At 45.4% G+C, this 14,630-nt stretch carries 14 protein-coding genes; 13 read left to right on the top strand and 1 reads right to left on the bottom strand.

Annotated elements, in window-relative coordinates:
- Positions 1-45: 45 nt before the first annotated feature.
- The 13 genes from ACZRKO_RS21780 to ACZRKO_RS21720 all read left to right on the top strand — a co-directional run bounded on the left by ACZRKO_RS21780 (position 46) and on the right by ACZRKO_RS21720 (position 13,012).
- The gene (locus ACZRKO_RS21780) at positions 46-1,638 is read left to right on the top strand and encodes a TraU family protein (RefSeq protein WP_414058635.1); all 1,593 of its coding nucleotides are present in this window, start codon (positions 46-48) and stop codon (positions 1,636-1,638) included.
- Positions 1,639-1,676: 38 nt separating this feature from the next.
- Positions 1,677-2,030, top strand: a complete 354-nt coding sequence (locus ACZRKO_RS21775) for a hypothetical protein (RefSeq protein WP_414058634.1) — start codon at positions 1,677-1,679, stop codon at positions 2,028-2,030.
- Complete coding sequence (locus ACZRKO_RS21770) at positions 2,023-2,772, top strand: type-F conjugative transfer system pilin assembly protein TrbC (RefSeq protein ID WP_119823575.1); 750 nt, start codon at positions 2,023-2,025, stop codon at positions 2,770-2,772. Before ACZRKO_RS21775 ends, ACZRKO_RS21770 begins: the two co-directional genes overlap by 8 nt.
- Complete coding sequence (locus ACZRKO_RS21765) at positions 2,772-3,269, top strand: S26 family signal peptidase (protein ID WP_414058633.1); 498 nt, start codon at positions 2,772-2,774, stop codon at positions 3,267-3,269. The genes ACZRKO_RS21770 and ACZRKO_RS21765 overlap by 1 nt, the downstream gene beginning before the upstream one ends.
- 48 nt (positions 3,270-3,317) lie before the next feature.
- The gene (locus tag ACZRKO_RS21760) at positions 3,318-4,142 is read left to right on the top strand and encodes a conjugal transfer protein TraF (RefSeq protein WP_413531338.1); all 825 of its coding nucleotides are present in this window, start codon (positions 3,318-3,320) and stop codon (positions 4,140-4,142) included.
- Positions 4,139-4,627, top strand: coding sequence for a conjugal transfer protein TraF (gene traF / locus ACZRKO_RS21755; protein WP_119823581.1), 489 nt, complete (start codon positions 4,139-4,141; stop codon positions 4,625-4,627). Before ACZRKO_RS21760 ends, traF begins: the two co-directional genes overlap by 4 nt.
- A gap of 12 nt (positions 4,628-4,639) precedes the next feature.
- Positions 4,640-6,028: a conjugal transfer protein TraH gene (locus ACZRKO_RS21750; RefSeq protein WP_414058632.1), complete on the top strand. Its 1,389-nt coding sequence runs from the start codon at positions 4,640-4,642 to the stop codon at positions 6,026-6,028.
- Positions 6,028-10,338 (top strand): conjugal transfer protein TraG N-terminal domain-containing protein, encoded by a 4,311-nt coding sequence (locus ACZRKO_RS21745; protein WP_463739284.1) that lies wholly within the window; start codon positions 6,028-6,030, stop codon positions 10,336-10,338. Before ACZRKO_RS21750 ends, ACZRKO_RS21745 begins: the two co-directional genes overlap by 1 nt.
- Before the next feature lie 66 nt (positions 10,339-10,404).
- Positions 10,405-10,662: a hypothetical protein gene (locus ACZRKO_RS21740; RefSeq protein WP_414064223.1), complete on the top strand. Its 258-nt coding sequence runs from the start codon at positions 10,405-10,407 to the stop codon at positions 10,660-10,662.
- 82 nt (positions 10,663-10,744) lie between these two features.
- Positions 10,745-11,089 carry a hypothetical protein gene (locus tag ACZRKO_RS21735; protein ID WP_119823587.1) on the top strand — a complete coding sequence of 115 codons (345 nt, stop codon included), beginning with the start codon at positions 10,745-10,747 and terminating at the stop codon, positions 11,087-11,089.
- Positions 11,086-11,595 carry a hypothetical protein gene (locus ACZRKO_RS21730; protein WP_414058629.1) on the top strand — a complete coding sequence of 170 codons (510 nt, stop codon included), beginning with the start codon at positions 11,086-11,088 and terminating at the stop codon, positions 11,593-11,595. The genes ACZRKO_RS21735 and ACZRKO_RS21730 overlap by 4 nt, the downstream gene beginning before the upstream one ends.
- Positions 11,596-11,759: 164 nt before the next feature.
- A complete protein-coding gene (locus ACZRKO_RS21725; RefSeq protein WP_414058628.1) occupies positions 11,760-12,545 on the top strand; it encodes a hypothetical protein in 786 nt (261 codons plus the stop codon).
- A 98-nt stretch (positions 12,546-12,643) separates the two neighbouring features.
- Positions 12,644-13,012 (top strand): hypothetical protein, encoded by a 369-nt coding sequence (locus ACZRKO_RS21720; RefSeq protein WP_119823593.1) that lies wholly within the window; start codon positions 12,644-12,646, stop codon positions 13,010-13,012.
- Positions 13,013-13,205: 193 nt separating this feature from the next.
- On the opposite strand, the gene dnaB is transcribed toward ACZRKO_RS21720, so the two are convergent.
- Positions 13,206-14,549, bottom strand: coding sequence for a replicative DNA helicase (gene dnaB, locus ACZRKO_RS21715; RefSeq protein ID WP_119823649.1), 1,344 nt, complete (start codon positions 14,547-14,549; stop codon positions 13,206-13,208).
- Positions 14,550-14,630: the final 81 nt, after the last annotated feature.

Raw genomic sequence — 14,630 nt, 5'->3', positions numbered from 1 at the left:
TTATAGTTTATGATACAAATATGTATCGTAACGAATAGACGCACCATGAAGAAATTAATCCCGCTTTTAGCTTCAGCAATACTATCGTTTTCAGCATCCGCTTCCGTCGTTGGTAACACTATCGGCCAGGTTTATGACATCGCTGAGCCTGATGCTTTGTCTGAAATAGAACAACGTGTTCAAGCGGTAGACTGGAATAAGGAACTCAATAAAAACCGTGATTCATGGGGAGCGTTTAAGGGCGTTCCTTTGCCGTATGCCAAAGAAACCCGGACACGAACCTTCGTGCCGTTTTATACCTCTGTTATCGACGTTCCTGATAAGGATGGCCGAATCATTTATCCGAAGGGGTACACCTTCAACCCACTCCAATATGTACATCTCCCACAACGCATTGTGATCATCTCACCTGGCCAGGAAGAATGGTTAAAGGGGAAACTACAAGCTACGGACATGGTGCTCTATACGCACGGGGACGTGACTAAGAAAGGTGAAAACATTGGGCGTCCAGCCTTCATTCTTGATTCAAACCTTCAGAAACGTCTCGATGTAAAAGTGACCCCTACCATTGTTGAACAAGAAGGTGCCCATTTAGTTATTAGTGAATTTGAATGGAATCCTAACCGGTCTACAGCCTTATTACGCTCGATGTCCAAAGACATGTTGTCTGCAACATCTGAGCTGATGACAACTGCTTTCAACGCTGTCATCCCAGCTGCACATGCTGAATGTAAAACCTCATTCTTAAATCCAATCACTGATATTGGGTGGAGCTGCATTTTCCCAATGCGCATTGCCGGCGTACAGATTGTTGGCGGTGAAGAAACGCCAACCAGTGGCAGCAGTCCAGTTTGTATTTGTAAGGGGGGGGCCGTTCCGACCATTGGCTTAAAAACGTCATTCTGGGAACCTAAACGCATTATAGATACGGTTTCAGATCCTTACTGCATGATGCCCTTGGGAACATCATTGAATACTCCAAAACCAGGCACGCTCTCCGGGGCGATGAATGAGAACAACACATCAAAACGAGTATTTCAGCAGACTCATTACTATATTTTCCCGGCCTGGAAAATTTTGAACATGTTCTACGACATTCCCTGCCTGGACGATGAAGGGTATGACGTCGCCATGATGACGGAGATTCTGCCTCAGTGGAATAATGACATTCTCAGCCTGATCATCAATCCTGAAGCGCTGCTTTTCGCGAATCCTATTTCGACCATTACATGTTCAGCCGATGCCGCAGCCGCCTCGTTTGGGATGCCAATCAACGCTCTGTTCTGGTGTATGGGGTCATGGGGGAATGCTTACCCTCTCTCAGGTTCAATCACTTCCACTGACTATGTAGAAGCAAATGCAGGCATAGCAGCCAGAACAATCTACATGATGGGAAGACTAGGTCTTCTTTGGAATACATCTGAGGATGGTTGTTATCGCGAGCTCGCCCCAATTTGGCGAAAAGATCGCTTCAAACTGCAAATGATGCGCCCAACACGTAGCTCAACCTGCCTGCCAATTGGACGAGAAGGATTGCTATGGACCGGTGGCAAGCACGACCCACGCAAAGACAATTTCATGTGGATGATGTTTGAAAAGAAGGATTGCTGTGTTCGCTATAGCGGCTCAGTGCTTTGACATTTTATTGCGCATGCGCAAATTAGAGGACAGGTATTATGGGTTTGCTAAATAAACATTTTTTCTCAGTTCCATTAGTAATGATCATCCTTTTTTATTGGAAGGGTGGTTTGTTCGCGAGTTTATTATTAAAAAGCTCTAACTATATAGATTTTCTTGAGATGAATAAATTAACGCTTGCTTACTACGGCACAGATTTATCTCTCCTGCCATCTTGCATATTACTCATGACCATTTATTTCAGTGCTTATACAGTGGTCATCCTTATTGAATATTCAGTCGAGTTCTACGTTCTTCTAACAAAATCGCCTGCTGCTGATATCAATAATAAAGAAGCCATGAGTGAGGAACTTAAACAGCCTGAAATCAAGGAGGAGACTAAAGATGCGTAACATTCACATTTTCCTCATGGCTATCGTGGCAACTTTCGGCGTGTATGCGGCAGGCAACAACGGCCTGTCAATAAACATAGACAAAGAAATGATGGATGAAGCCACAAAGGTCAATAAAGAAATGTCGCAGGGACTTTCTGAAGACAAGCAGAAAGTTGCAAAACAATTTGCTTCTTCAATTGCTGACTTTTCACGCAGTGCAGCATTTCAACAAAAACAACATGCTGTGAAATCTCAGGTTCTTACTGCAACTGGTTTGAAAGACGAAACAGAAACGAAAAATGGACCGACGCTAGCCGGTAACCAGCTCGTAATGTTTGTATCAAGCAGCATGCCACTGGTTACACTCCGCAACTATGCCCGCGATTTATCAAAGGTCGGGGGAGTAATGGTTATGCGTGGTACCGTCGGTGGAATCAGCAAAATGGTAGATACCGTTACCTTAACCCGTAACGTGTTGAATGCCGATCCTACTTGCGAAGGCGCTAACTGTAAAATGTGGGGAACCGAGATGCTCATCGATCCGATGATATTTCGGATTTATGGAATTCATAAAGTACCAGCGCTTATTTATCAACCTGACATGAATATTCAAAGTTATTGTGATGGCTTGGAAAAAGTCACTAAAGCCTCAAGTGTTGTATATGGAGATGCATCGGTACGAACATTGCTAGAAAGGATGAATGTAATGACTCCAGATGAAAAGGTTAAATCACTTATCTCAACTCTGGAGAATATATAATGAGATTAACTGCCTTATTGAAATTTTCCCGAGCATCACAGGAAACAAAAAAATTATTGCACACCACCACATTGGCTCTCACTCTTGCGGGAGCCTATACCCTATTTACCCATATTTTAGTCCCTGCAACACATAGTGTTCATCCGCTCGTCTTATATCGCACTGGTGATGTTGCGGCAAAGCAAAACCAATATGTGACATTCCTTCGTACCGATGAATATCTGCCTGGCGGCAAAGCTCACCTTGTCAAACGGTTGGGCTGTATTGGAGGGCAATTCCTGAGCAAAACGAGTAATCAGTTCTATTGCGATGGCACAGAAATAGCGCTGGCAATGTTGCGCGATAGCAATGGGAAGAGCCTGCCGCAGTTCAGTTATACCGGCGTTATCCCCACTGACATGGCCTTTGCTGTAGGTGACACGACAGACAGCTATGACAGCCGTTACTGGGGATTATTGAAGATCTCAGATACCGAACGCCTAGTTCCTATCTTCTAAGGTTTTGCGCATGCGCAAAAATGCCAAAATTTCAGTGTAGAGGAGTATATGTACAAGAAATTCATCACGTTGTCCGTAGCGCTGCTGGCTTTTCAAGTATCTGCCAGTGTAAGTGCTGACGACGCAGCTAAAAGTCCAAAACATGGCCTGTTTTGGTATGAAACGCCCGTAAAAACAGAAGATAAAAAGGATGAAAAGTATCCACGACCAACAATACCCACTTCTGAAGAACTTTTTAGTATGCACCCAAAGGAAATCGAGGCGTTGCTGGATAAGACCAGAGACTACGCCATCTTTAAGCTCTCTCCAGATGCTGTTTTAGATTATTACAAAGTACAAGACGCCGCACGACGTAAGTCGGCTGCATTCACCAACTTAACCGGCTATGTCATGCTTGAAAATCCGCAAATGAACTCTGCGCAGGATTACCCTATTACCAATCCAGGAACAGCGGAAAAACAGCGTGAGAAGCAAACTCTCAAATCGCAAAACCTTGTTAAAAATAGAGAAGATTATGCGCTGATCTTCTTTACCGCACCTAATTGTGGCTTCTGCGTACAGCAATCCAAAGTCTTAGAAAGTTTTCAGCGAGATACAAATTGGTATATCAAAGAAATTGATATTACTCGCCAACCTGAAGTCCGTAAGAAATTCAACATCGACCGTCCTCCAGTAACCATTCTCATTAAACGCAATTCAGAGAAAGATAAATGGATGCCTGTATCCGTAGGCGTCGATTCTCTCGATAACCTCAAAACCAGCATTTACAACATGACTCGCGTATTGAGCGGCAATCTTGACCCTCGCCAATTCTTCACTAATGAGCAGCAGCAGGACGGGTTCTTCGACCCATTGAAAGGAGCCAAGAAATGAAGACATTAGCAGCTATATCACTCAGCGTAATGATGCTATTGCCTACTCATTTTGCTTTTGCAGGTGAGGATGTTTCGGCACTGCAAAATCCTGTGCCAAATAATTCCGTGACCGAGGGGTTATTTAAGAATCGTAATAAATTCGCTTTGCTCTTCTTTGTTCAGCCTGGCTGTATTTACTGCGCAAAACAGTTAACCGTTTTGCAAGAATTTCAGAAGATGACTGGCTGGTATATCAAAACCATCGACATTACCGAAAACCCCAACGCCAAAGCGGATTTCAATGTTAGTGGCACACCCGTTCTAGTCCTTATTAAGAAAAACATGCCTCGTAATAAATGGTGGGCTCTCTCTATCGGCTTCTCTCCTTTAGACACCCTCAGTTCTGATGCGTATACGGCGATCAGGATACTTAACGGCCAAATGCCTCAAGGCCATCTTTACGTTCGCAGTCAGGCGAGCGCGACCACTCCTATTACGCAATAGTTGGGTACCCAAATGAAAGATCTCAAAGGTATTTTTATAATTTTCGTGGCGATGCTTTCCCCCGTTACTTCCTATGCTGCCAATTGGGCAGACAAATGGTTTGATAACGCAATTTATGACACGCCAAGTAGTTTCAATAGTCAGACTCGCGGCTATTACACAATGGGGGGCTTTACCGCACGCACTACAACCAGTACCGACTATCCCATTACCATATCACCACCACGACTTTCAGTAGGTTGTGGTGGTATCGATGGATTCTTGGGAGGTTTCTCGTTCCTTGACCCGGATTACCTTGTAGAGAAAGCACAGCGGGCAATGCAAGCAGCTCCTTACGTTGCATTTGATATGGCTCTCAAGACGATGTGCAAAGAGTGTGCAGATACGCTCGGCAAGGTAGAACAGTTGACTAACTTCCTTAACGGAATTCAGCTTAATGAATGTTCACTGGCTAAACCTATAGCGACCGCTGCGATCGAGCGTGACCCAATGGCGCTTCAGGGATTGTGGACTGAGATGACCGGCACAAAAAACCTAGATGAAGCGACAGACCGCATGTGGTCTGACACTACGTCGAAAATTAAAGCAGCGGACGATAAACCAATCGCAGATCTTAAGTCGATGATTTCAGGTTGCCCGGTCGAATTCCGTGATCTGATGCAACACGGCTCCATTGTTCAACGAGCAGCAGCAAAAGTAGGTATGGCCGACTACGCAGATACCATTCGCGGTTACATGGGTGATGTCTGGATAGAGTCGAAAACCACCGACAAGATCCCCGTTGCAACCAGCGTTTCAAGTTGTCCACAGAACAAAAAGTTCAGCTTAGACGACATGCTCAATGGGCGATCTTTTGTAAAGACAATCGATAAGCAGTGTGTTCCATCCGGTGCCCGTCCAGTGCGGACGGTCGTATATCAGAAAATGGAGAGCATTGTCTCTCGGATGAAAAATAATCAGCCTCTTTCAACTGAAAATATCGCATTCATTAATTCTACCAATCTCCCCGTCATGGTGATGTTAAAGCAGGCCGTAGTTACTGGTCAGGAAGAGGTAGTCCTTAACGTATTGTCAGAGCTCGTCGGTTTGTATTACAGCTATTTCATTTTTACTGACCTTTATCGTAATACCGAAAACACCTTCGACAAAGTTAATGAAATGGTTTCTTCTCCGATGTCGGACCCGAATGCAGGTTCGAAGCCTTGTCGTATGGATTTGTTTAAACCTGCGATTGCAAAGTTTGATGACCTGATCCAGCAATCACATACGGCCAGTACCAAAGTAGAAGCCGCATATACCAGCCGCCTTCAGTCCTATGTTCTTAACCAAAACTTTGCTCAGACTTTTGAAAAAATGGAACGTCAGCAAAAAAGTGACAGCGCAGCTGAAGGATTACGCTAATGAATAAAAGAACATTACTCCTACTAAGTTTATTAGTCGTTAGTCCTGCTGCTTTTGCGATGGACGCTGAATACGTTGTAATGGGGGGGTTCACAACCATTGTGAATGCCTTCACGCGTATCAAGTTCATTTTTAATGACAACCAATACCAAGCGTTGGTGACAGCGTTTGTCGTGATGGGGATGATTTCGGCCTTACTCTTAAAATCAGCAAGGGGAGGGCTAGAGTTCCTTGAAACGGGTAAAGGGCAGATGGGCGTCGGTTGGTTGGGCTTTACCATTTTGGGAACAATGATGTATTTCGGATTGGTACAACCAAAAGGGACAATCCATATTTATGACCAAAGCCGTAACCAATACCAGGCTGTGAGCGGAATCCCAGATTTTCTGATCCTTACTGCCGGTGTAACGAACCAAGTCTATCAAGCCGTAGTAGAGATCTCTAATCGGGACACAGCATCTACAACACGTTTCACCGGTGAAGGAACTCCGATCAAGATGTTACTTGGTGTCCTAAACCGGAGCGGGGCGCAATATGACTCGTACTTGCGTGAAAACATTAAATCTATGTGGAATCAGTGTGAACCCATAGCAGAAACACGCGGTTTTGATCCGCGTGTTCTCAAATCGGGTTCTTCTGTTCTTGATGTCATATCCGCATTAAGTCCTTTGCGCAATCAGGCAACTTACACCACTTGGGTAAGCCCTTCAGTTCCTTCTGGAGTGGCTGTTACTTGTGAGCAGGCATATTTGAGCCTACGTAGCGATTTAGGCAATCCTGCTGCATATAGTGCCAGATTGCAGGACGTATGTTCTAAGAACGGATACAACGTGGTTAACGCCTCGCAGCTGGCTGATTGCAAAGGTCGTATGGAGTCTGGTTTCCAAACTATTTTTGGCGCATCTGGGCTTTCCCTTAGTTCTGCAATGAGCAACATCGTGGTTTCTCAGGCTATTACCGATGCCATGATGCAAAATAACCCGGATGTTGCTACGACAATGCTGACGAACCGCGCCATGATTAATGGTGGGATGGCCGATGCACTTACTAATCCTGAGTGGCTAAGTTTCATCATGGCTGGCGTACTCGCAATCATTCTCTGTATTACCCCGATGCTTTTGCTTCTTGTCTTTACCCCCCTAATGATGAAAGCCCTTGTTCTGCTTTTCGGCCTGTGGATCTTTATCACAACCTGGCAAATTGCGGACGCAATGCTACTACAGGCAGGAACAGACGAAATTCTTACAGCAATGAGTGAGATTAAGTCGATGGGTCTCGGTATCGATGCAGTACAGATGGGTCCTTCCGCTGCGATGAAAGCAATGGCCGTAATGGCATCGGCCCGCGAAAGTGCTGTCCAGATAGCAATGTTGGTTGCCGGTATTTGCGGTGTCAGCGCCTTCGGTATTGGTGCGTTAGGTCAGAAGGCAATGGGTCGTCTTGATAAGGTTAACGAGGAAAGTGCCGAAAAGACGCTTACCCAAGAAGGTCGTGGCCACCAGTTAAACAGCATGCGTCAGGGAGCTGCAACCGAGAAAACCTTTGGGGAATTTGGCGGCAATATCGACGCCCTTAGCAACGCCTCCGCCTTCAATGATTCCCGCGATGTATATAACGCGGGCTCTCAGATAAATGCTCTGGGTGGAATGGGCAGTGCAGCCCAACGGACCGGTTCAGTTGATGCTGGCCGCGCGGTGGGTTCAACCAAAGGATATGAAGGCGGTAATGCTGGAAGCGGGTACACGATGGCTGAAAGTACCTCGATGACACAAACGGAAACCGGAGTGGGTGATAGCGCAGGACGTCGCGACTCGGCTGAAGCGCAGAATATGTCTGTTTCGAACCAGATGAGGCTTAATAGTGGTGTCACTAACACAATGCAAACAGCAGATTCTAAATCGAGCCTTGGTATAGCTGGCGGTAATTTGTCAGATCTCAATGATCAGCAAGGCTCCCTTCATAATGTTGAACGCCAAGCTCAGATTGGTGCGGCACAAGGTACTCAACAAGCTGCGGATACGACCGGTAAATCTGTTACGGACTTCTCCAAGGATAGAACCTCAGTAGACGCTACAAATGACCATGCCTCCGGACAGGGACAACTTCAAGCGGCCGGCGGCACACTTAGTGGGCTTCATTCACGTACACAGTCTGTCTCTTCAACTGAAAGCGCCCAACGTAAGGGTAATGCAGACGCCCTTCATATTGCATATGGTTCCAATGCAGGCATTGAGCAAGGCGTGGCCGAAAGCCAAGGTGAGCACTTAACCCAAAATTCTCATGATATGCGTGAGCAGAAAGCAAACGTTAAGGAAATTCAAGCTGCTACAGGTAAAAGCGAAAGCGATTCTCGTGACCTTCTTGCCGCTGGCCGTTCAGCTGAGCAAATGGGTGTTCTGGAGGGAAATGGCTACAGTCCTAAGCAGGTTCAGGAAAATACAGCTTACTCCACTGAAAAAGGTGCTGCGGTCATCGCTGGCGAGCAAACAGCATACAATGAGCGTGGCGTGCAGATGGTCGATACGGCACATCGCCGGGGTGAGATCGAAACTCATCAAGGCATTTCTGACCAAGGCGCATTCAATACTGTAAGCAAAGGGATCGGCGGCGATAAAGCGGCAACTGATGCTAAAGCGGGTGCGAATACAGTTCTGGCCGTCACGAAGCCAGAAGCAGAAAATTTAAGAGACAACCAGTTAATCACTGAAACTCAGGCTGATGCAGTTCCACAAGATGGTGTCGGTGTAGTTCACATGTCTCGACGGGAAGATGCTGAAGGCAATAACATTTCGACTGGTTCACTCCAAACGGGTAATAACACAACCGTAGATAACAGTTGGAGAAATGATAGTGGTCAGACACTCGGCACCGAAATTAGCGCACAGCAGAATCTCCAGGATTACAAATCTGTAGAAGGTCTGATTAACGCGACAGAACGGGCTAATCCTGGCTCGGCTCCATTAGTTGTTGGAGCTGAAGCGGCACGAAGCCTCTCTCCAATTCTTCAACAACATAGTAATTCAACGTCACAGCAAACAATAAGAGGTGGCGTAGACGTGGGTGATGGTGGAGTCATCGGTGGTCTTGGCAAGGTGCTGGGCGTTAAACTAAACGCCGGTGTTGGTGCTGATCATATCAGCGCAGATGGAGAGACTTACAACAAAATTGCTGGAGCATTTAGCCAAAAGGTCGGGCAATTCCAGACAGCAGCCACCAAAGAGGCAGATGTCCGAGGGATGCAAGGTGCCGACCGCGAGGAGTTTATTAATCAGACCACCGCTATCAGGACCTCTGCTCTGTATAACGAAGCATTAGCTGTAACCAAGCAAAATGCTGAATCAGCATCAAGTGGTTCCATCATAAATGATATTAGTACCCCTAAGCCAGTCGGCAGCTCTACCCAGCCGACTCAAGCAGATGAAACTGGCTTCTCACGTAATGGTGTATCAAGTCCTCAAGAAATGGTTGAACAGATGAGAAGACAGCAACATGCCGCTGCATTATCCGAGCAAACAATCAAAACATCCGATAATACGAGTCCGCAAGGGACACCAGCACATATAAGCGCAGCTACGTCAGTTAGTGGAGTGAACCCTGTGTCTGATGGAAGAGGGATGCACAACCAGAACACTACCTCTGAACAAACAGGCCATGTCGGTGACGCGCATACAACTCAAAATTCGCCAGCGACAAGTAATTCAATGACGCCAGGTTATGGCGAAAGTCGAGCTCCGGACTCAGCCTTAAATGAGAGAGGTATACATAACCCGAATGCTACCTCTGAACAAACAGGCCATGTTGGTGACGCACATTTAACTCAAAATTCGCAGGCGACAAGTAATTCTATGACACCAGGTTATGGTGAAAGTCGAGCTCCGGACTCAGCCACAAATGAGAGAGGTATTCATAACACGAATGCTACCTCTGAAAAAACAGGCCATGTCGGTGACGCGCATACAACTCAAAATTCGCAGGCAACAGTAAATTCTATGACGCCAGGATATGGCGAAGGTCGAACTGCGGATTCGAACGTGCATTTCAATGAACATCAAAATACACCTGCTACGCCAGAACAAACAGGATTGAATACAGGAGGGTATTCACAATCGGACAACAGCCAGCAATGGGCAAACCAAAACACGGGGAGAGTAGCAAAATCAGAGAATACAAGCGTTAATCAAGACGAAAGTGTATCTCAACAAGAAGACACTGGGTCTTCGCAGCACCCCCCAATTGCCGGGGGGTTAAGCGGCGCTGGAGTACCTACACAAGGAGGGACAATCGCTAAGGATCCGAAGGTTCCACGTTGAATAAAGGCCAAGGATGGCTTTCAATTTAGGTGGAAAATGTAACAGAAATATGTTATAGATTTGATAGTGGAAAATATCGCCTTAAGTTTTAAAAGGCAAGACAATCAAGGGGAACATATGAAAAAATGGATAACTGGATTTTTTGGCGACCTGCGCACTATATGGCGTGAGTTTCGCAAGGAAATAGATGATGCAAACGTTACTGAAACTGTTAATACAGTTAGTGACGAGCGTCGTAAGCCAGGTGAAGCTTTCGGGCCAGATTACAGCTACACAAAGATAAGTAATCAGCACCGCATTAATAATGGTTGGAAGTTTCCTTAAATTGCGCATGCGCAAAAAGATGCAGCATTAAATCGGCTTTTTTTTGACTTTAAATGATACATATTTGTATCATAGGTGTGATATGAAACCACTAAATGTTTTGTTTTTAATGATCATTACCGCGCCTTGTATTAGCCACGCATTAATCCTTACCCCAGAAGAAACCATTGTCTCGGAGAAAATCCGATATATGCAGGCTGTCAGCGGTACTGACAATTCAAAAATGGCGGCGCTTGTACAGACTGACCAGGCATTTACCCAATGGTGCAACCGCCTATCGACGGTTATGGATCTGAAGAGGATTAGTCGGCAAGAAGGATTTCAAACGCTATATGAGCAAGTTAAGCAGGGCAGAGCACTGGGCATGACCCAAACAAAAGCACTGCTCATCAAAGATAACCCTCTATTTTGTAAGGAAAAGGCATGAGTAATGATGTAATTAACGCGGTCGGAATTTGTGTTTTGGCCGCCTTAGTATGGTATGTGCATATTTATTTACCTCGTAAAAAGCGCAGCGACCCAGGGGAGCTGAAAGTAAAATCAGTAATGGATAACAAAGAGTGCGGATTATATCAGGCGATTAATAACACCTTCGGACGTGATTACATCATTAAAAACAACGTTTGCTTAGATGATGTTATTTACTCTCCTTCTTTAGATAAAAAACAACATTTTAGAAAATACCTACGTGGTCAATCAGTCATGTATTTGATTATTGACTATCAGCTGTCACCCGTTCTAGCTGTAACTTTTACTGAGCCAGATGATGACGTGAAATTACAATACTTGGCTAACGCGGGAATAGGGTGTTGCATCTTCGATAGAGGAGCCTCTGCGGAGTTGATTGAAAAAGAACTGAAATCCGTTCCAACCCTAAATGCAAAGCCAAATAAGGTGGCACCTGTAACACATACTTCTGTAGAACTTGGTTAGTGTACTCCTTAATAGAAATGCCTGGGTGTGTCAGCACCCAGGCATTATGTAGTTTAAGAAATGACATTAAAGTTTATATAAACGATAATTATTTCTTAGGCACAACGATATTGTAGATAGTGGTAACAACTAACATCGTCAACACAAATACAGCCTGCCAGAACATGATTGGATCAGTTTCCATAATCACTCCTTTCTTCAAGTTCAGTTTAATTATACGTTGTTTTTTGAAAACTATCCTGACTCGAAAATGTCGTGTTTTCTTTGCTTGGAATTTCTGGGAATTTCAACCCGGTAAAGCTCGTATAATACGGTTAATCCCGATTAAAAAAGCCCCCAACACGAGTAATGCCAGTCAGTATCGTCAAGCGGTGAAGCAATTTCACACAGAGGACATCAAGCCATCTCGGTATGCCGATTCGATGGCCTCCCAATCTGGTGATGCCATTTTCAATATTCCCAATCAAGTTTATAAAGATAATGCCGATGTATTCTTGAAACTCCTTTCGCTCATGGTGACTATGAACATACGAACTACCGCCAATGCATTTGCGCTTATCCTCTTAGGTCTCTCTTACTCAGCTCTGGCTAATAGCGATCTATGCTCAACAGTTACGTTTGAAGCCTTTGGGGAACCTAAGCAGACTCTCAGAGATTGTGCTGACCCCTATGAATCCTTTTGGGTAGCGTTAACGATTGATGGTAAGCGCTTTATGACCCAAGGATTAGGCTTGGTCGTGCCGCAAACGTCATCTCAACAGCGTGGTGACGAGATGCAATCCTTAACAATTCAGGTCACTAAGAATAATAATGAATATACTGTTCGCTTCCTGCGGGCGATCAATGGTCAATCAATTTACTGGTCTGGTATCATGTTGCCGGGTCATCAACAAGACGTGACCATCAAAGGGCATAAGGTTAATATCCGCTTTGAGCGTCAAAAAAACTGATATTCACCATTGGTACTCGCGACAGAACATTTCTTGTTTGTCGGTGAGTGCCATAAGTTAGAGAACATGATAATAAATATTATTTTAACGGCGAATCTATGAAAATTGTTGGTCTGTTGATTATTGCCTTTAGTTTTATGTCTGGCTCAGCGTATGCAAATGATTTGTCACCATCAGAAGATGCAGCCGTTCAAGTAAGCCAGTTTCTGAATATGCCTGGTGTTGCGGTTGAGTTGGGTGCAGTACCCGGTCATGAAGGGGCAGTTGCTCCTTTAATGCTAGGGGCTGCCCGCAAATTTAACGATCAGGCGAAAGCTCATGGCATGAACTGCGAGCAGGCTGGCCAGACTTATGGTTCTGTCATGAGTAAAATGAACGATGAGAATCCTACGCCTCATGGTGGTATTTTAGGCAGTCTTCTTTCTGCTTACCAAGCGGCAGATTGCAAAGAGCGAATTGTGAAATAAGCAAATAGAAAGGCTCCCGAAGGAGCCTTTCTATTTCGTGCTTAATGCTGGAAATTCTGTAAGGCCGTCACTCGGATGGCCAAAAACGAAGATCTGAAAATCAGGCTTCACTGGTATGCCGAATAGCTCTCCCAACTCAGCGGCTCTCATGCCGGCCGCCATGATCTCGATGTACTCAAAAGTCAGCTTGCCCCTACCCACCGGCATAGTTATCAAACCTAGCCCACTGGCCGTTAAAACAAAGGTTCACTGTACCAATCGGACCGTTACGTTGCTTTCCAAGAATGATCTCGGCTACTCCCTTATTCTCACTTCTTTCGTTGTAGACTTCATCCCTGTAGATGAACAGGATCAGATCAGCATCCTGTTCTATAGAGCCTGACTCGCGCAAATCCGAGTTAAGCGGGCGCTTATCAGCACGCTGTTCTAAAGACCGGTTCAACTGAGATAACGCCACAACTGGTACGTCGAGCTCTTTAGCCAGGGCCTTAAGCGAACGCGAGATTTCTGCGATTTCCAGTGTACGGTTACCTTCAATTTCAGGAACACGCATTAGCTGAAGGTAATCGACCATAATCATGCTAAGCCCTCCATTGTCACGGAAAACACGACGTGCACGACTACGCATTTCAGTCGGAGTTAATCCAGCCGTGTCATCAATGACTATATTATTGCGTTCAGTAAGGACACCGGCGACACCACCAATCCGCCCCCATTCATCGTCGGATAACATACCAGTGCGAATGTGGCTCAGGTCAACCTTACCGAGCGATGCAAACATGCGATTCATTAGCTGGTCTTTAGGCATTTCGAGGCTGAATATCAGTACCGGTTTTTCTTGCGTTATCGAGACGTTCTCACACAGGTTCATTGCGAAAGCTGTTTTTCCCATTGAAGGGCGAGCGGCTACTATGATCAAATCTGAATTCTGTAAGCCTGCTGTTTTCTGATTTAGGTCGAGAAATCCAGTATCAAGGCCGGTTACACCATCATGCGGCTTATCATGCAGCGCTTGCAGTTTTTCAACTGCAATATCGAGAACATCGCGAATACCGACAGGCCCGTTTTTCTTGTCTGACCGCACGGCAGAAATTTCAAATACTCGACGTTCTGCAAGGTCAAGTAACTCACCTGCCGTCAGTCCACGCGGTAAACAAGTTTGTTTGACAATATCGTTAGCCACGAACAAAAGTTCTCTCTTGACCGATGCCTCACGAACAATCATTGCATAAGCGTGAATATTCGCAGCTGAAGGCGTATTTTTAGACAGTTCGGCAAGATAGGCGAACCCACCACTCTGCTCCAACAAACCTTTGCTCTCAAGTGAGTCAGTCAGGGTAACAAGGTCGATCGGAAAATGCCTTGCGATCAAAGCATGCATCTCGTTAAAGATGGTTTTATGAACTCTCGAATGAAAATCACTGACTACCAGCAGCTCTGAGACCGTATCCCAACGCTCATTATCAAGCATCAGTCCACCCAAAACGCTAGATTCAGCTTCATGCGAAAACGGTGTGGATTGAGCCACTACAGACATAGGCAGTGTGTTGGTAAGAGGGCCTTGGTTCACAGTGATACCTGAAGATAAATAGTTGATGGAAGCGATGTATTGAAATAT

It is taken from the genome of Ewingella sp. C233 (assembly GCF_055407225.1).
The sequence above is the reverse complement of the archived record's forward strand: the minus strand, read 5'-3'. Positions and strand labels throughout refer to the sequence as shown.